Source organism: Streptococcus oralis subsp. tigurinus (genome assembly GCF_002356415.1).
In the GTDB taxonomy this organism is placed as follows: Bacteria; Bacillota; Bacilli; order Lactobacillales; family Streptococcaceae; genus Streptococcus; species Streptococcus oralis_F.
This window is the reverse complement of record NZ_AP018338.1, coordinates 1,519,640-1,536,936: the sequence shown is the minus strand read 5'-3', so window position 1 is coordinate 1,536,936 and position 17,297 is coordinate 1,519,640. Positions and strand designations below refer to the sequence as shown.

Here is a 17,297-nt window from a genome sequence, read left to right as displayed (position 1 = left end):
ACGTGCTATACTGATAGTAAGAATATGAGAAAGAGAGGCGGGGAAATATCTTCGCCTCTTGCTTATGAGGAGGTGGACGCAATCGCAACAATCGTAGAATTAGTCAGAGAAGTTGTAGAACCTGTCATCCAAGCACCTTTCGAGCTCGTGGATATCGAGTATGGAAAGATTGGCAGTGACATGATTCTCAGTATTTTTGTAGATAAACCCGAAGGAATTACCTTGAACGACACGGCAGACTTGACAGAAATCATCAGTCCTGTTCTAGACACCATCAAGCCCGATCCCTTCCCAGAACAATATTTCCTAGAAATCACCAGTCCAGGCTTGGAACGTCCTTTGAAAACCAAGGATGCCGTTGCTGGAGCAGTTGGAAAATACATCCATGTCGGGCTCTATCAAGCTATCGATAAGCAAAAAGTCTTTGAAGGAACCTTGCTGTCCTTTGAAGAGGATGAGTTGACTGTGGAGTATATGGACAAGACGCGTAAGAAAACCGTCCAAATTCCATACAGTTTAGTATCAAAAGCACGTTTAGCAGTAAAATTATAGAAAAGAAAGGATAGCTTTTGAGGATTCAAAAGTGAAGAAAACATGAGTAAAGAAATGCTAGAGGCCTTCCGCATTTTGGAAGAAGACAAGGGAATCAAAAAAGAAGACATCATCGACGCAGTAGTAGAGTCGCTTCGTTCCGCTTATCGCAGACGCTATGGTCAATCTGACAGCGTAGCTATTGACTTCAACGAAAAAACGGGTGACTTTACAGTTTATACTGTCCGTGAAGTGGTTGATGAAGTATTTGATAGCCGTTTGGAAATCAGTTTGAAAGATGCTCTTGCCATTAATTCTGCCTATGAGCTTGGTGACAAAATCAAATTTGAAGAAGCGCCAGCTGAGTTTGGTCGTGTAGCAGCCCAATCTGCTAAACAAACCATCATGGAAAAAATGCGCAAGCAAACACGTGCCATCACTTACAATACTTATAAAGAACATGAACAAGAAATCATGTCTGGTACAGTAGAAAGATTTGACAACCGCTTTATTTACGTCAACCTTGGCAGCATCGAAGCCCAATTGTCCAAACAAGACCAAATCCCTGGAGAAGTCTTTGCTTCCCACGACCGTATCGAAGTCTACGTTTACAAGGTTGAAGACAATCCTCGTGGTGTCAACGTATTTGTTAGCCGTAGCCATCCAGAAATGATCAAACGCTTGATGGAGCAAGAAATTCCAGAAGTCTACGATGGAACTGTTGAAATCATGAGCGTAGCCCGCGAAGCTGGTGACCGTACGAAAGTTGCCGTTCGTAGTCACAATCCAAACGTGGACGCTATCGGGACAATCGTTGGACGTGGTGGTGCCAATATCAAGAAAATCACCAGCAAATTCCACCCAGCTCGTTACGATGCCAAGAGCGACCGCATGATTCCTGTCGAAGAAAATATAGATGTTATCGAGTGGGTAGCAGATCCAGCTGAGTTTATCTACAATGCTATCGCACCAGCAGAAGTTGACCAAGTTATCTTTGATGAAAATGACAGCAAACGTGCCTTGGTCGTTGTACCTGATAACAAGCTTTCTCTTGCCATCGGTCGTCGTGGACAAAACGTTCGCTTGGCAGCTCACTTGACGGGTTACCGTATCGATATCAAGTCTGCCAGTGAGTTTGAAGCTATGGAAGAAGCAGGTCAAGTGGATTACGCAGCTGCGGATGAATTGACAGAAGAATAAAAGCTGCTAGAGGAGGGAAAGATGAAAACAAGAAAAATCCCTTTGCGCAAGTCTGTTGTATCCAACGAAGTGATTGATAAGCGTGATTTGCTCCGCATTGTCAAGAACAAAGAAGGACAGGTCTTTATCGATCCGACAGGCAAGGCCAATGGCCGTGGCGCTTATATCAAGCTAGACAATGCCGAAGCCCTAGAGGCAAAAAAGAAGAAAGTCTTTAACCGCAGCTTTAACATGGAAGTGGAAGAAAGCTTTTATGACGAGTTGATCGCTTATGTGGATCACAAAGTGAAAAGAAGAGAGTTAGGACTTGAATAAGCAAAAGATAAGTAATCTCTTGGGACTTGCTCAACGAGCAGGCCGGATCATATCGGGTGAGGAATTGGTGATCAAGGCTATCCAAGACCAGAAAGCCAAGCTAGTCTTTCTAGCTCATGATGCTGGTCCCAATCTAACCAAGAAGATTCACGATAAAAGTGACTATTATCAAGTAGAAGTTATAACCGTGTTTTCAACACTGGAATTAAGCATAGCAGTCGGAAAATCGAGAAAAGTTTTGGCTGTGACAGATGCTGGATTTACAAAGAAAATGAGGTCTCTTATGGAATAGAAGAGGAGGACATGATTTGTCTAAGAAAAGATTGTACGAAATCGCAAAAGAACTTGGAAAAGAAAGTAAAGAAGTTGTAGCGCGTGCAAAAGAGTTGGGCTTGGATGTAAAAAGCCACTCATCGAGCGTGGAAGCTGCTGCTGCTGAGCGAATCGCAGCGAGCTTTAAGCCTGCACCTGCTCCTAAGGCAGAAGCAAAACCTGCGACACCAAAAGCAAGTGTAGAAAAGAAGGTGGAAAAGCCTGCATCAGCTAAACCAGCTGTTGCTAAGGAAGAAAGTAAACCAGCTGCACCTGTAGCTCCTAAGGAAGAAAAAGTAGTGGCAGCGAGACCACAAAGTCGAAACTTCAAAGCGGAGCGTGAGGCGCGTGCTAAAGAGCAGGCAGAGCGACGCAAACAAAACAAGGGCAACAACCGTGACCAACAACAAAACGGCAACCGTCAGAAAAATGACGGCCGTAATGGTGGTAAACCTGGTCAAGGAAACCGCGACAATCGCCGTTTTAACGACCAAGGGAAAAAACCACAAGGTCAAGGGAATCGTGGCAATAATCGCCGTCAGCAACAAGATTTCCAGCCAAAACCAGCTGGACCACGTGTTGACTTTAAAGCCCGTGCAGCAGCCCTAAAAGCAGAGCAAAATGCAGAGTACGCACGCTCAAGCGAGGAGCGCTTCAAACAATCGCAAGCTGCTAAAGAAGCCTTGGCTCAAGCTAATAAACGCAAGGAGCCAGAGGAAATCTTTGAAGAAGCTGCTAAGTTAGCTGAACAAACGCAACCAGCAGTAACAGTAGTTCCTGTAGCGAAAGAAGCGCCAGTGGATACACGTCGTAAAAAACAAGCTCGACCAGACAAAGAACGTGATGATTATGATCACGAAGAAGATGGTCCTAGAAAACAACAAAAGAATCGAAGTAGTCAAAATCAAGTGAGAAATCAAAGAAATAGTAACTGGAATAACAATAAGAAGAACAAAAAAGGCAATAACAAGAACAACCGTAACCAGACTCCAAAACCTGTTACAGAGCGCAAGTTCCATGAATTGCCAACAGAATTCGAATATACAGATGGTATGACTGTTGCGGAAATCGCAAAACGTATCAAACGTGAACCAGCTGAAATCGTTAAGAAACTCTTTATGATGGGGATTATGGCCACACAAAACCAATCCTTGGATGGAGAAACCATTGAACTCCTCATGGTGGATTACGGTATCGAAGCCAAACAAAAGGTTGAAGTGGACAATGCGGACATCGAGCGTTTCTTCGTCGAAGATGGTTATCTCAATGAAGATGAATTGGTTGAGCGTCCACCAGTTGTGACCATCATGGGGCACGTTGACCATGGTAAAACCACCCTTCTAGATACCCTTCGTAACTCTCGTGTTGCAACAGGAGAAGCAGGTGGTATCACTCAGCATATTGGTGCCTACCAAATCGTTGAAAACGGCAAGAAGATTACCTTCCTTGATACACCAGGACACGCGGCCTTTACATCGATGCGTGCGCGTGGTGCATCTGTTACCGATATCACCATCTTGGTCGTAGCGGCAGACGACGGGGTTATGCCTCAGACTATCGAAGCCATCAACCACTCAAAAGCAGCCAACGTTCCAATCATTGTAGCCATCAACAAGATTGATAAACCTGGTGCCAACCCAGAACGCGTTATCGGTGAATTGGCAGAACACGGTGTCATGTCAACTGCTTGGGGTGGAGATTCTGAGTTTGTCGAAATTTCAGCTAAGTTCAACCAAAATATCGATGAACTCTTGGAAACGGTCCTTCTTGTGGCTGAAATCCAAGAACTCAAGGCAGACCCAACAGTGCGTGCTATCGGTACGGTTATCGAAGCTCGCTTGGATAAAGGGAAAGGTGCGGTCGCAACCCTTCTTGTGCAACAAGGTACTCTGAATGTGCAAGACCCTATCGTTGTCGGAAATACCTTCGGTCGTGTCCGTGCTATGACCAATGACCTTGGTCGTCGTGTCAAGGTTGCTGGACCATCAACGCCAGTTTCTATCACAGGTTTGAACGAAGCACCGATGGCGGGTGACCACTTTGCTGTTTACGAAGATGAAAAATCTGCGCGTGCAGCCGGTGAAGAACGTGCCAAACGTGCTCTTATGAAACAACGTCAAGCTACCCAACGTGTCAGCCTTGAAAACCTATTTGATACGCTTAAAGCGGGTGAACTCAAGTCTGTTAACGTTATCATCAAGGCCGACGTACAAGGTTCAGTTGAAGCCCTTTCTGCCTCGCTTCAAAAGATCGATGTAGAAGGTGTGAAAGTTACTATCGTTCACTCAGCAGTCGGTGCTATCAATGAATCTGATGTGACGCTTGCGGAAGCTTCAAATGCCTTTATCGTTGGATTCAACGTACGCCCTACACCACAAGCGCGTCAACAAGCCGAAGCTGACGATGTAGAAATCCGTCTCCACAGCATTATCTACAAGGTTATCGAAGAGATGGAAGAAGCCATGAAAGGGATGCTCGATCCTGAATTCGAAGAAAAAATTATCGGTGAAGCAATCATCCGTGAAACCTTTAAGGTGTCTAAAGTGGGAACCATCGGTGGATTCATGGTTACGAGTGGTAAAGTTACCCGTGACTCTAAAGTCCGTGTTATCCGTGACGGTGTTGTTATCTTTGACGGTGAACTCGCAAGCTTGAAACACTACAAAGACGACGTCAAAGAAGTTACGAACGGTCGTGAAGGTGGATTGATGATTGAGGGCTACAATGATATCAAGACGGATGATGTGATTGAGGCCTATATCATGGAAGAAATCAAACGATAATAGAGAAACGATAGCTCATTTGACTCGTTGTCAACAGCGCCTTGATGAACTTCAGTTCTATCAAAGGCTTGTTTCCTAGATTCAAATGGCTCTAGTTCCTCTATCTATTAGAAAATAGCTAGGTCTGCTGGCCTAGCTTTTGGTTCAAAGTAGAGAAAGGAATATCATGGCAAATCATTTCCGTACGGATCGTGTGGGCATGGAAATCAAGCGTGAAGTCAATGAGATTTTGCAAAAGAAAGTCCGTGATCCGCGTGTCCAAGGTGTGACCATTACAGATGTTCAGATGCTAGGTGACTTGTCTGTTGCTAAGGTTTACTACACCATTTTGAGTAACCTTGCTTCGGATAACCAAAAAGCTCAAATCGGGCTTGAAAAAGCAACTGGTACCATCAAACGTGAACTTGGTCGCAATTTGAAATTGTACAAAATCCCAGATTTAACCTTCGTCAAAGACGAATCCATTGAATATGGAAACAAGATTGACGAGATGTTACGCAATCTGGATAAAAACTAAGAAAGAGGGGAAACCCTCTTTTTTGGTGTATGCTAATCGTCCTTATGGTATAATATAAGCAGGAAAATCATTTTAGAACATACATGGAGGTCGTCATGGACAATATCATCGATGTGTCAATACCCGTTGCAGAAGTGGTAGACAAGCACCCGGAAGTCTTGGAAATCCTAGTGGAGCTCGGTTTTAAACCACTTGCTAATCCCTTGATGCGCAATACAGTCGGTCGCAAGGTATCTCTTAAACAGGGTTCGAAGCTTGAAGGAACTCCTATGGACAAGATTGTCCGCACACTGGAAGCGAATGGTTACGAAGTGATTGGATTAGACTAATGGCAGATGAACGGATTCATATCCTACGGGATATTTTATTAGAATTGCACAATGGCGCCTCTCCTGAGTCAGTTCAGGAGCGTTTTGATGCGACCTTTACAGGTGTGTCAGCCATCGAGATTTCCCTCATGGAGCACGAGCTGATGAACTCAGACTCAGGTGTTACCTTTGAAGATGTCATGGAGCTCTGTGATGTCCATGCCAATCTTTTTAAAAATGCTGTTAAGGGCGTCGAAGTGGAGGATACTGAACACCCTGGCCACCCAGTTCGCGTCTTCAAGGATGAAAATCTGGCTCTCCGTGCAGCTTTGATTCGCATTCGGAGACTGTTGGATACCTATGAGTCTATGGAAGATGAGGAAATGCTGGCAGAGATGCGCAAGGGCTTGGTCCGTCAAATGGGACTTTTGGGGCAATTTGACATCCACTATCAGCGCAAGGAAGAGCTCTTCTTTCCTATCATGGAGCGCTATGGACACGATTCACCTCCAAAAGTTATGTGGGGAGTGGATGACCAGATCAGGGAACTCTTTCAAACAGCTCTAAAGACAGTCAAGTCACTACCAGAAGTGTCGATTAGTAGTGTAAAAGAAGATTTTAAAGCTTTTGCGACAGAGTTTGAGAGCATGATTTTCAAAGAAGAGTCCATTCTTCTCATGATTCTCCTCGAGTCTTTTACTCAGGATGACTGGCTTCAGATTGCGGCGGAGAGCGACGCCTATGGCTATGCCATCATCCGTCCGTCTGAGAAATGGGTTCCAGAACGCCAGAGCTTTGTTGAGGAAAAGAGTGCAGAGGAGGCCGTGCAGATAGACACGGCCGAAGGCCAAGTGCAGCAAGTTATCGATACACCAGAAGGCCAGTTTACCATTACCTTTACCCCTAAGGAAAAAGAAGCAGTGCTGGACCGCCATAGCCAACAGGCTTTTGGCAATGGCTTTCTCTCAGTCGAGCAGGCCAACCTCATCCTCAATCACCTCCCTATGGAGATTACCTTTGTCAATAAAGACGACATTTTCCAGTATTACAATGACAATGCGCCAGCTGATGAGATGATTTTCAAACGGACACCGTCCCAAGTCGGGCGCAATGTTGAACTCTGCCATCCACCTAAGTACCTAGACAAGGTGAAGGCTGTTATGAAAGGTCTTCGTGAAGGTAAAAAGGACAAGTATGAAATGTGGTTCAAGTCAGAGTCGCGAGGCAAATTTGTCCACATCACCTATGCTGCGGTACACGATGAGAACGGAGAATTCCAAGGCGTGTTGGAGTATGTTCAGGATATCCAGCCCTACCGAGAGATTGATACGGACTATTTCCGTGGATTAGAATAAGGAGAACGAATGAGTTACGAACAGGAATTTATGAAGGAATTTGAAGCTTGGGTCAATACCCAGATCGTGATCAACGACATGGCGCACAAGGAAAGTCAAAAAGTTTACGAAGAAGACCAAGACGAGCGTGCCAAAGATGCCATGATTCGCTACGAAAGCCGCTTGGATGCCTACAAGTTTTTGCTGGGTAAGTTTGAAAATTTCAAAGCAGGAAAGGGATTCCATGATCTACCAGAGGGCTTGTTTGGTGAGCGAAACTATTAATCGTTGTAAATCAAAAAGTGCGTATGAACGCACTTTTTCTGTTTATACGTGATGTGTGTGTTTGGTAATCCATTGTTCCATTTTAATATGCAACCAGAATGAATAGATGCCCAAAGTGATGATGGTGAGCAAGAACCACTTGATCCAGTTCCCGAATAATTGAGAACCTGTTCCGTCAAAATAGAGGCGACGCCCATCGATGACAGTGTGATTGACTTTCCAGTTTTGCATCATACAAACTGCCCAAGGCGTAGCGATTCCAATAGTAAAAACTATGATAAGCATGGCTAGGATAGCATATCCAACGTAGCTCAAAAGACCACCATCAAAGTAACTTTCATTATTCATATTCTTCTCCTTATCAGCTTTTTACGTGAATTAGTCTTGCACATTACTGCATGTTTTATCAAGAAGTTGAATCATTGTCAAATTAGATTGAAAGAAAAAACGGCTAGATTTTTAGGAGCAATCTCGTTTCCTTTCTTGATTTTTTCCCAAAATCTTGATAGAATATCTTTATTAAATCCTTGTCAGAACAGGGATTTTTTATTGAAAGGATTTTATCATGTCAAAGAAACTCCAACGGAAAAAACAATTACGAAACAGCCTTCGTCGTTCAGGTGCATTTTCAAGTACGGTGACCAAGGTTGTCGAAGAAACAAAAAAAGTTGTGAAACATGCAGAAAAATCTGCTAGCGAAGCAGGGAAAGTTGTCTCTAAAAAAGTGGAACAAGCAGTAGAAGCAACTAAAGAGCAAGCTCAAAAAGTTACAAGCTCTGTAGAAGAATTCGCAGCCAACCTAGGTGGACTCTCAGTAGATCGAGCTAAGACTTTCTATGATGAAGGGATCAAGTCGGCTGCTGACTTTAAAAACTGGACTGAAAAAGAACTCCTTGCTTTGAAAGGGATTGGCCCAGCTACCATCAAGAAATTAAAAGAAAACGGCATCAAGTTCAAGTAATCTTTCTTGCCCCTTGCATTTCCGTCAAAAACTTGTTAAAATAAAGCCATTAGAGGTGTTTTGAGTCCCACATTTTACAGAAAGTGGCGGTGTTGAGAAGTCCACAAATGTGTCGAAACTGGTTGCTAATGGCTGAAAATGAAATAATATTGTCTTTTTATTATGAAGACGAGAGTTGCGGGCTCTGCCCGAAATTGGGTGGTACCGCGGATAAACACATTCGTCCCTGTCATGGATATGGCAGGGCTTTTCTTTTTTTGCGTCTTAGTCAAAGGAGGTTGTTATGAAGCAATCTTTTAAAACAAGTAAGCTCTACTATGGCTTTCCTATCTTCATTTTGGGATATCAGGATCAGAATTTTGGGCACAATATTACGACCTGTAGCTCCTCTTATAGCTTGGGAGATTGGCTAGTCATAGGTGTTGGTGCTGAGGAAAATGCGGCTGAGCAAATCAAGCATTTCCAGAAGTTTACTGTGAACATACCTGATGAAAACCTCATGCTCGAAATGGAGCAGGCTGGTTTTATTAGCCATCGAGAAAAGTTGGGACACTTGGGGCTAGACTATGAGATTTCTGAACAGACTCAGGCACCGATTTTAAAGGCCTGTCCAGTCGTATTGGACTGTCAGGTAGATAGGATTATCGAGGAAGACGGCATCTGCCATATCTTTGCCAAGATTCTCGAGCGACTTGCTGATCCTGAGCTCTTGGATGACAAGGGGCATTTTAAAAATGACCGTTTTTCGCCAACTTACTTTATGGGGGACGGCCACCAGCGCGTTTATCGTTATTTAGATGATCGTGTCGACCCTATGGGGAACTTCATCAAGAAAGCGAGGAGGAAGGATGGCAAGAGTAACATTACCTGAGCGAATCGAAACGGAGCGACTGGTCTTGCGAGTCCGCACAGTGGCGGATGCTGAGGATATATTTGACTATGCCAGTCTTCCAGAAGTTTCTTATCCCGCTGGTTTTCCACCCGTCAAGATCTTGGAAGATGAGATTTATTATCTGGAGCACATTCTTCCCGAACGCAATGAAAAGGACAATCTCCCAGCTGGTTATGGCATTGTGGTCAAAGGAACTGATACAATCATCGGCTCTGTTGATTTTCCTCATCGACACGAAGACGACGTGCTGGAGATTGGCTATACCTTGCACCCAAACTATTGGGGTCTAGGTTATGTTCCAGAGGCGGCACGTGCCTTGATTGACCTAGCTTTTAAAGAACTTGATCTTCACAAGATTGAACTGACTTGCTTTGGGTATAACCTTCAAAGTCAACGAGTTGCAGAGAAACTTGGCTTTACCCTCGAAGCCCGCATCCGGGACAGAACGGATGTTCAAGGAAACCGCTGTGACAGTCTGATATATGGCTTGCTGAGGAGTGAGTGGGAAATTTAGTAATGAAAAGAGATGAATAATGGCAAAAAAAGAAGTAAATACTGATTTATGGGTTCATGAACTTTTAAAAGAAGCAGGAATCCGTGAAAATTTTGATGCGCAGGGAAGTAATGTTAAAGAGATTAATGAAGCACTGAAGACTGCTTCGAAAAAAGGGACTGGAAATTCAGGCTTCCCAGAATACGTTGGAATTGTTAAAGACTTCTTAATCATTATTGAAGATAAACCTGGATTATCAAAACATATCAATTATACAGATGATGATTTGATTGCTGATGATGTCAAATCAAATACAGACTATGCAGTAAACGGAGCGGTCTTTTATGCTAAACATTTAGCAGATAAGGTTAGTTACAAAAAAATCATTGCTGTTGGAATTAGTGGCAATGAAAAAAAACATCGCATTACTCCTGTTTTTGTAAATGAACGTGGTGAATATTTTGAACTTGCGGATATTGAGACCCTTATTTCCTTTTCAATAGATAATATTGATGAGTATTACGTAAAAGAGATTCTTCAAGAAGAAACCAATTTTGAAAAAGAAACTGCTGAAATTTTAAAAGATGCCGCGACTTTACACAATGATTTGAGAAATTACGGCAATATTGAGGAAAAGAACAAACCTCTGATTGTTTCAGGAATTCTGTTAGCATTGAGAGAAACGGAGCATGGAAACTTCTCTCTGGAAAGTTTAACTGGAGATACTGTAAAAACAGACGGCTCAAAGATTTATACTGCCATCAAGTCTAACCTTCAGCGCGCTAATGTGTCTCCTGAAGTAAAAAAAGATAAACTACTTAGTCAGTTTGCTATCATTAGAGACGATGTGAAAATTAATGAAAAAAATGCTAATCTAGGTAAAACACCTATCAAACATTTCACAGAATTTCTTTATAAGAGTATTTATCAAAGTTTAAGATATAACAGTTCTGCTGAAGATTATCTAGGTCGTTTTTACGGAGAATTCATGTCTTACTCTGGAGGAGATGGCCAGAACTTAGGCATTGTTTTAACACCAAAGCATATCACGGAACTGTTTTGTGATTTGGTTGATTTGAAACCGACGGATAAGGTTTTTGATCCGACTTGCGGTACAGCAGGCTTCCTAATCGCTGCTATGCATGATATGTTAACAAAAGCAGAAAATGATTCTCAACGTGACCAAATTCGGAAACATCAGCTCTTCGGGATTGAAGAACAATCTTATATGTTTACAATTGCTACGACGAATATGATATTACGAGGTGATGGGAAAAGTAACCTTGAAAACCAAGACTTTCTACGCCAAAATCCTAGTAAGCTTCAGCTAAAACAATGCAACGTTGGTATGATGAATCCGCCATATTCAATGGGTTCGACAGCCAATACAGATCTGTATGAAATCAACTTTACAGAACACCTGTTAAATTCTTTAGTTGAAGGTGCTAAGGCGGTTGTCATCGTTCCTCAGTCCACCTTTACAGGGAAGACCAAGTTTGAAAAAGAAACTAAACAAAATATTTTAAAACACCATACTTTAGAAGGTGTTATTACACTTAATAAAAATACCTTTTATGGCGTGGGAACAAACCCTTGTATTGCAGTATTTACAGCTGGTATACCGCATCGTCCGGAAAAAGAATGCAAATTTATCAACTTTGAAAATGATGGTTTTGAAGTCTCTAAACACATCGGTCTAGTTGAAACAGCTACGGCTAAAGATAAAAAACAACACTTGCTTGATGTCTGGTTTGATCGCACTGAAGCAGAAACTAAGTTCTGTGTTCAAACAACGATTGAAGCTGATGATGAGTGGCTCCACTCTTTCTATTACTTTAATGATGAAATTCCTTCTGAGGAAGATTTTCAAAAGACCATTGCAGATTATCTAACTTTTGAAGTCAATATGATTACTCATGGACGAGGTTATCTTTTCGGAATAGAAGAGAAAGAGAATTACCAAGAAATTACCGATATTGAGGAACTTCCGATGGTAGCGGAAAAAGGTGACGATTATGAATGAAATTTCTAATTTTGTCCTATATACGACACCTAATGGTGATGTTAATTTAGATATTCTATTACAAGATGAAAATCTTTGGTTGACACAAAAAGGGATTTCTGAGTTATTCGGAGTTTCTAAATCAACGGTTAGTCACCATTTATCAAATATTTATAGTGATGGCGAGTTAGACAAGCTGGCAACTGTTCGAAAATTTCGAACAGTTCAAAAAGAGGGTAGTAGAGCGGTTCAGCGCGAATTGGAGTATTACAATCTTGATGCCATTATATCAGTTGGTTATCGCGTCAATTCAACAAAGGCGACACAATTTCGAATTTGGGCAACTAATACTTTAAAAGAATTTATTATTAAGGGGTTCGTACTTGATGATGAGCGTCTTAAACAGGGACAAACGGTCTTTGGTCAAGATTACTTCCGTGAACTCTTAGAGCGAATCCGTTCCATCCGTGCCAGTGAACGCCGTATTTATCAGCAAATAACCGATATTTTTGCGGAATGCGCTATTGACTACGATAGAAATTCTGAAATCACTAAGAATTTCTATGCCATGGTGCAGAACAAGTTTCATTTTGCTATTACAGGTAATACCGCTGCTGAGATCATTTATCATAAGGCAGACGCTGATAAGAAACAAATGGGATTAACGACTTGGAAGAATGCACCAGATGGCCGAGTACTGAAATCGGATGTAACAGTTGCTAAGAATTATTTGCAAGAAAGCGAAATCCGTCAGCTAGAGCGTACCGTAACCTCTTACTTCGACTATATTGAAGGTTTGGTTGAACGCCGTAATACCTTTACCATGCAATCTTTGGCGGAAAGTATTGACCGCTTCCTTTCTTTTAATGAATATGAAATTCTAGAAGGAAAAGGATCTATTTCTAAAAAACAGGCAGACGAGAAAGCCAGTCAAGAATATGAGAAGTTCAACCGTACCCAGAAAATCGTATCGGATTTTGACAAGCAAATCAAAAAACTAATGGCAGGTGACAAAGATGAGTAAGTTAAAATTGACGGATGTGGAGTGGGGAGAGTTTAAAGTAAAAGATATTTTTGAAGTAACTAATTCAAAACCTTACCATAAAAATAATCTTAAAATCACTAAAAAGGGTATACCATATATTACAAGAACATCTTTTAACAATGGCTTAGAGGAAATAGTTGAAAATATAAATGTTCATAAAAATCCTAAAAATACTATAAGTCTCGGAGCTGAAAATGCAGATTTCTTTTACCAGTCAGTGGAGTATATTACTGGAAATAAAATGTATATTATCCAAAATGATAATATTTCCAAAAACGTAGGGATATTTTTGGTTCAATCTTTTAGAAATAGTATAAAAGACTGTGGTTTTGGATATGGAAAAGGTCTGACAGGAACTAGATTCAAAGAAAGAATCGTAATTTTGCCGATGGATTCCCAAGGTCAGCCTAACTGGCAGTTCATGGAAGATTACATCAAGCAGGAACAGAAGCAACAAGTTCAGAAAATCATTGATTATTATGAGCGTAAATTGGTTGAGCTAGCTGGAGATGTGGCAGGACTAGACAAGGTAGAATGGAAAACATTTCGTTTCACTGAAGTTTTTCAAGAAATTCAAAGAGGAAAACGTCTGACAAAAGCTAATCAGACAGATGGTCCTAAACCTTATATTTCCTCAACTTCCGAAAACAATGGTGTAGATGCCTTTATTGGAAATGAAACAGGGGTTCGGAAATTTGAAGATGTCCTCACTCTTGCCAATAGCGGAAGTGTCGGTTCCACTTTTTATCAGCAATTTGAGTTTGTGGCTAGTGATCACGTAACAGCTTTAAAGTCTGAGAATGCAGACAAATACGCTTATCTATTTTTATCTACCGTTGTTAAACGCTTAGAAGAAAAATATTCTTTTAACAGAGAGATTAACGACACCCGTATAAAAAGAGAAAAACTCATTCTTCCAGTTGATAAAGAAGGTAACCCTAATTTCCAATATATGTCTGACTTTGTGAAAAAATTAGAACTGGATAAAGCCCAAGAAGTGCTCGAATATATATATATATATATCAGAGTGAAGAACATTCTTGAAGAAAAAGTTTGTGAAATTTCTTGGAAAGATTTCTGGATTGAGGATGTTTGTGAGATTAAATCAGGCGTTCGTTTGACAAAAGCAAATCAAGAAATTGGATTGAGACCATTTGTAGGTGCTAGCGATAGTGATAATGGAGTTACAGCTTTTGTATCTAATACAAATAAAAGTCTTGATGCAAATGTACTCGGTGTAAATTACAATGGTAGTGTTGTTGAAAATTTCTATCATCCCTACGAAGCCATTTTTTCTGATGATGTCAAACGTTTGAAATGGAAGGACGAGATATACGGAAACAAATATACCTACCTTTTCTTGAAACAAATGATTTTGTCGCAAAAAATCAAGTATGCCTATGGTTATAAATTCAATGGCGAACGCATGAAACGTCAAAAGATTATGTTGCCAGTTACTAAAACTGGATTGCCAGATTATGACTATATGACTTCTTATATGAAAAAACAAGAATTAGAACAAATTTTTAAGATATTGAACTACTTAAACAAGGAGAACACACATGTCTAAAGAACTTTCACCTAAATACAATCCAGCTGAGGTTGAGGCTGGTCGTTACCAAAAATGGCTTGATGCAGATGTTTTCAAGCCTTCTGGCGATAAAAAGGCTAAGCCTTATTCAATCGTAATTCCACCACCAAACGTAACTGGGAAACTCCACCTTGGTCACGCTTGGGATACGACTCTGCAAGATATTATCATCCGTCAAAAACGCATGCAAGGTTTTGATACGCTTTGGCTTCCTGGTATGGACCATGCTGGGATTGCCACTCAAGCTAAAGTAGAAGCCCGTTTGGCTGAGGACGGCATCTCTCGTTATGACCTCGGTCGTGAGAAATTCCTCGATAAGGTTTGGGAATGGAAAGACGAGTATGCCACTACCATCAAGGAACAATGGGGGAAGATGGGGCTCTCTGTAGACTATTCTCGTGAGCGTTTCACCCTTGACGAAGGGTTATCAAAAGCGGTTCGTAAGGTCTTTGTAGAGCTTTACAAGAAGGGCTGGATCTACCGTGGTGAATTTATCATCAACTGGGATCCGAAAGCTCGTACAGCCCTTTCTGATATCGAGGTTATTCACAAGGATGTGGAAGGTGCCTTCTACCACATGAACTACATGTTGGAAGATGGTTCACGTGCCCTTGAAGTAGCAACAACTCGTCCTGAAACCATGTTTGGGGATACTGCCGTAGCGGTTAACCCAAATGATGACCGTTATAAAGACTTGATTGGTCAAAATGTTATCTTGCCAATCTTGAACAAGCCAATTCCAATAGTTGGGGACGAACACGCAGATCCTGAATTTGGTACCGGTGTGGTTAAAATCACTCCTGCCCACGACCCTAATGACTTCTTGGTTGGTCAACGTCATAACTTGCCACAAGTCAACGTTATGAACGATGATGGTACCATGAATGAATTGGCTGGTGAATTCAATGGCATGGACCGCTTTGAAGCTCGTAAGGCTGTTATCAAGAAGTTAGAAGAAATTGGTGCCCTTGTTAAGATTGAGAAGATGACCCACTCAGTTGGTCACTCAGAGCGTACAGGGGTTATGGTTGAGCCACGTTTGTCTACACAATGGTTCGTCAAGATGGATCAATTGGCTAAGAACGCTATTGCTAACCAAGATACTGATGATAAGGTAGAATTCTACCCACCTCGTTTCAACGATACCTTCCTCCAATGGATGGAAAATGTCCACGACTGGGTAATCTCTCGTCAGCTCTGGTGGGGTCACCAAATCCCTGCTTGGTACAATGCTGAGGGTGAAATATATGTCGGCGAAGAAGCTCCAGAAGGTGACGGTTGGACTCAGGATGAGGACGTATTGGATACGTGGTTCAGTTCTGCCCTTTGGCCATTCTCAACTATGGGCTGGCCGGATGTTGACTCAGAAGACTTTAAACGTTATTATCCAACATCAACTTTGGTGACTGGTTATGATATTATTCCGTTCTGGGTGTCTCGGATGATTTTCCAAGGTTTGGAATTTACTGGCAAGTCGCCATTCAAAAATGCCTTGATTCATGGTCTCATTCGTGATGAGCAAGGACGCAAGATGTCGAAATCTCTCGGTAACGGGATTGATCCAATGGATGTTATTGATAAGTACGGAACAGATAGCCTTCGTTGGTTCCTTTCAAACGGTTCTGCACCAGGGCAAGACGTGCGCTTCTCTTACGAGAAAATGGATGCTTCATGGAACTTCATTAACAAGATCTGGAACATCTCTCGCTACATCCTCATGAACAATGAAGGTTTGACTCTTGAGCAAGCAACGGCTAATGTCGAAAAAGTTGTTAACAAGGAAGCTGGAAATGTCACAGACCGCTGGATTCTCCACAACCTCAATGAAACGATCGGAAAAGTCACTGAAAACTTTGACAAGTTTGAGTTTGGTGTTGCTGGCCACATCCTCTACAACTTCATCTGGGATGAGTTTGCGGACTGGTACGTTGAGTTGACCAAGGAAGTCCTTTATAGCGATAATGAAGAAGAGAAAGTCATCACACGTTCTGTTCTCCTTTATACTTTGGACAAGATCCTTCGTCTCCTTCACCCAATCATGCCATTCGTGACAGAGGAAATCTTTGGACAAATCTCAGAAGGCTCTATCGTTACAGCGGAATACCCAACTGTTAACCCAGCCTTTGAAGACCTTGCTGCCCACACTGGCGTGGAAAGTCTCAAAGACTTGATCCGTGCTGTTCGTAATGCGCGTGCGGAAGTAAACGTTGCTCCAAGCAAGCCTATCACCATCCTTGTTAAGACAAGCGATAGCGACTTGGAAGCCTTCTTTAACAGCAATGTCAACTACATCAAACGCTTCACAAATCCAGAACACTTGGAAATCGCATCAAATATCCCAGCACCTGAACTCGCTATGTCAAGCGTCATCACCGGAGCAGAAATCTACTTGCCACTGGCAGACCTCCTCAATGTCGAAGAAGAATTGGCTCGTCTCGACAAGGAACTGGCTAAATGGCAAAAAGAACTGGACATGGTCGGCAAGAAGCTCTCTAACGAACGCTTCGTAGCCAACGCCAAACCAGAAGTCGTCCAAAAAGAACGCGACAAACAAGCCGACTACCAAGCCAAGTACGATGCGACCTTAGCACGTATTGATGAGATGAATAAACTTGTTAAATAAGCTACAAACCTCGGCAATTTGCTGGGGTTTTTGGTATAATAGAAGGAGAATCCATTTTCTACGTATTTTACGAATATATTAATAGTAAAATTGTAGAAAGGTTTA

General features: G+C 41.9%; 17 protein-coding genes. 16 read left to right on the top strand and 1 reads right to left on the bottom strand.

All coding sequences use genetic code 11. From position 1 onward, the window contains the following. Nucleotides 1–72: 72 nt before the first annotated feature. The 9 genes from rimP to STO1_RS07885 all read left to right on the top strand — a co-directional run bounded on the left by rimP (nucleotide 73) and on the right by STO1_RS07885 (nucleotide 7,585). Nucleotides 73–552: a ribosome maturation factor RimP gene (rimP, locus tag STO1_RS07925; RefSeq protein ID WP_084911995.1), complete on the top strand. Its 480-nt coding sequence runs from the start codon at nucleotides 73–75 to the stop codon at nucleotides 550–552. A 42-nt stretch (nucleotides 553–594) separates the two neighbouring features. Next, nucleotides 595–1,731 (top strand): transcription termination factor NusA, encoded by a 1,137-nt coding sequence (gene nusA, locus STO1_RS07920; protein ID WP_000032278.1) that lies wholly within the window; start codon nucleotides 595–597, stop codon nucleotides 1,729–1,731. 21 nt (nucleotides 1,732–1,752) lie between these two features. After that, nucleotides 1,753–2,046, top strand: coding sequence for an RNase P modulator RnpM (gene rnpM, locus STO1_RS07915; RefSeq protein ID WP_000857560.1), 294 nt, complete (start codon nucleotides 1,753–1,755; stop codon nucleotides 2,044–2,046). Continuing rightward, a complete protein-coding gene (locus STO1_RS07910; protein WP_057489397.1) occupies nucleotides 2,039–2,338 on the top strand; it encodes a YlxQ-related RNA-binding protein in 300 nt (99 codons plus the stop codon). The genes rnpM and STO1_RS07910 overlap by 8 nt, the downstream gene beginning before the upstream one ends. A 16-nt stretch (nucleotides 2,339–2,354) precedes the next feature. Next, nucleotides 2,355–5,141, top strand: a complete 2,787-nt coding sequence (gene infB / locus STO1_RS07905) for a translation initiation factor IF-2 (RefSeq protein ID WP_096422731.1) — start codon at nucleotides 2,355–2,357, stop codon at nucleotides 5,139–5,141. 166 nt (nucleotides 5,142–5,307) lie between these two features. Then, nucleotides 5,308–5,658, top strand: a complete 351-nt coding sequence (rbfA, locus tag STO1_RS07900) for a 30S ribosome-binding factor RbfA (RefSeq protein ID WP_001273601.1) — start codon at nucleotides 5,308–5,310, stop codon at nucleotides 5,656–5,658. Nucleotides 5,659–5,753: 95 nt separating this feature from the next. Beyond that, nucleotides 5,754–5,987 (top strand): DUF1858 domain-containing protein, encoded by a 234-nt coding sequence (locus STO1_RS07895; protein ID WP_000368739.1) that lies wholly within the window; start codon nucleotides 5,754–5,756, stop codon nucleotides 5,985–5,987. Then, nucleotides 5,987–7,321 carry a DUF438 domain-containing protein gene (locus tag STO1_RS07890; RefSeq protein WP_096422729.1) on the top strand — a complete coding sequence of 445 codons (1,335 nt, stop codon included), beginning with the start codon at nucleotides 5,987–5,989 and terminating at the stop codon, nucleotides 7,319–7,321. The genes STO1_RS07895 and STO1_RS07890 overlap by 1 nt, the downstream gene beginning before the upstream one ends. Before the next feature lie 9 nt (nucleotides 7,322–7,330). After that, on the top strand, nucleotides 7,331–7,585 hold the full coding sequence (locus tag STO1_RS07885) for a DUF1912 family protein (protein ID WP_096422727.1): 255 nt from the start codon (nucleotides 7,331–7,333) through the stop codon (nucleotides 7,583–7,585). A 42-nt stretch (nucleotides 7,586–7,627) separates the two neighbouring features. Here STO1_RS07885 and STO1_RS07880 read toward each other — a convergent pair whose 3' ends face one another. Then, the gene (locus STO1_RS07880; RefSeq protein ID WP_033583653.1) at nucleotides 7,628–7,933 is read right to left on the bottom strand and encodes a DUF898 family protein; all 306 of its coding nucleotides are present in this window, start codon (nucleotides 7,931–7,933) and stop codon (nucleotides 7,628–7,630) included. Nucleotides 7,934–8,150: 217 nt separating this feature from the next. Between STO1_RS07880 and STO1_RS07875 the strand changes: the two genes are divergently transcribed. The 7 genes from STO1_RS07875 to STO1_RS07845 all read left to right on the top strand — a co-directional run bounded on the left by STO1_RS07875 (nucleotide 8,151) and on the right by STO1_RS07845 (nucleotide 17,192). Continuing rightward, nucleotides 8,151–8,546, top strand: coding sequence for a helix-hairpin-helix domain-containing protein (locus tag STO1_RS07875; protein WP_007519286.1), 396 nt, complete (start codon nucleotides 8,151–8,153; stop codon nucleotides 8,544–8,546). A 283-nt stretch (nucleotides 8,547–8,829) separates the two neighbouring features. Then, a complete protein-coding gene (locus STO1_RS07870) occupies nucleotides 8,830–9,417 on the top strand; it encodes a flavin reductase family protein (RefSeq protein WP_033583656.1) in 588 nt (195 codons plus the stop codon). Continuing rightward, nucleotides 9,395–9,952, top strand: coding sequence for a GNAT family N-acetyltransferase (locus STO1_RS07865; protein ID WP_033583658.1), 558 nt, complete (start codon nucleotides 9,395–9,397; stop codon nucleotides 9,950–9,952). The genes STO1_RS07870 and STO1_RS07865 overlap by 23 nt, the downstream gene beginning before the upstream one ends. A 19-nt stretch (nucleotides 9,953–9,971) precedes the next feature. Next, complete coding sequence (locus STO1_RS07860; protein ID WP_045618122.1) at nucleotides 9,972–11,954, top strand: HsdM family class I SAM-dependent methyltransferase; 1,983 nt, start codon at nucleotides 9,972–9,974, stop codon at nucleotides 11,952–11,954. Continuing rightward, nucleotides 11,947–12,957 carry a virulence RhuM family protein gene (gene rhuM / locus STO1_RS07855; RefSeq protein WP_033605554.1) on the top strand — a complete coding sequence of 337 codons (1,011 nt, stop codon included), beginning with the start codon at nucleotides 11,947–11,949 and terminating at the stop codon, nucleotides 12,955–12,957. The genes STO1_RS07860 and rhuM overlap by 8 nt, the downstream gene beginning before the upstream one ends. Then, a complete protein-coding gene (locus STO1_RS07850) occupies nucleotides 12,950–14,548 on the top strand; it encodes a restriction endonuclease subunit S (protein ID WP_096422725.1) in 1,599 nt (532 codons plus the stop codon). Before rhuM ends, STO1_RS07850 begins: the two co-directional genes overlap by 8 nt. Beyond that, entirely contained in the window at nucleotides 14,541–17,192 is a 2,652-nt protein-coding gene (locus STO1_RS07845) for a valine--tRNA ligase (protein WP_096422723.1), read from the top strand. Before STO1_RS07850 ends, STO1_RS07845 begins: the two co-directional genes overlap by 8 nt. The last annotated feature ends 105 nt before the right edge of the window (nucleotides 17,193–17,297 follow it).

Excerpts from the sequence above, each read along its gene's own strand:
- nusA (WP_000032278.1), top strand. The coding sequence starts at position 595 with ATGAGTAAAGAAATGCTAGAGGCCTTCCGCATTTTGGAAGAAGACAAG.
- rnpM (WP_000857560.1), top strand. The coding sequence starts at position 1,753 with ATGAAAACAAGAAAAATCCCTTTGCGCAAGTCTGTTGTATCCAACGAA.
- rbfA (WP_001273601.1), top strand. The coding sequence starts at position 5,308 with ATGGCAAATCATTTCCGTACGGATCGTGTGGGCATGGAAATCAAGCGT.
- STO1_RS07895 (WP_000368739.1), top strand. The coding sequence starts at position 5,754 with ATGGACAATATCATCGATGTGTCAATACCCGTTGCAGAAGTGGTAGAC.
- STO1_RS07890 (WP_096422729.1), top strand. The coding sequence starts at position 5,987 with ATGGCAGATGAACGGATTCATATCCTACGGGATATTTTATTAGAATTG.
- STO1_RS07885 (WP_096422727.1), top strand. The coding sequence starts at position 7,331 with ATGAGTTACGAACAGGAATTTATGAAGGAATTTGAAGCTTGGGTCAAT.
- STO1_RS07880 (WP_033583653.1), bottom strand. The coding sequence starts at position 7,933 with ATGAATAATGAAAGTTACTTTGATGGTGGTCTTTTGAGCTACGTTGGA.
- STO1_RS07875 (WP_007519286.1), top strand. The coding sequence starts at position 8,151 with ATGTCAAAGAAACTCCAACGGAAAAAACAATTACGAAACAGCCTTCGT.
- STO1_RS07870 (WP_033583656.1), top strand. The coding sequence starts at position 8,830 with ATGAAGCAATCTTTTAAAACAAGTAAGCTCTACTATGGCTTTCCTATC.
- STO1_RS07865 (WP_033583658.1), top strand. The coding sequence starts at position 9,395 with ATGGCAAGAGTAACATTACCTGAGCGAATCGAAACGGAGCGACTGGTC.
- STO1_RS07860 (WP_045618122.1), top strand. The coding sequence starts at position 9,972 with ATGGCAAAAAAAGAAGTAAATACTGATTTATGGGTTCATGAACTTTTA.
- rhuM (WP_033605554.1), top strand. The coding sequence starts at position 11,947 with ATGAATGAAATTTCTAATTTTGTCCTATATACGACACCTAATGGTGAT.
- STO1_RS07850 (WP_096422725.1), top strand. The coding sequence starts at position 12,950 with ATGAGTAAGTTAAAATTGACGGATGTGGAGTGGGGAGAGTTTAAAGTA.
- STO1_RS07845 (WP_096422723.1), top strand. The coding sequence starts at position 14,541 with ATGTCTAAAGAACTTTCACCTAAATACAATCCAGCTGAGGTTGAGGCT.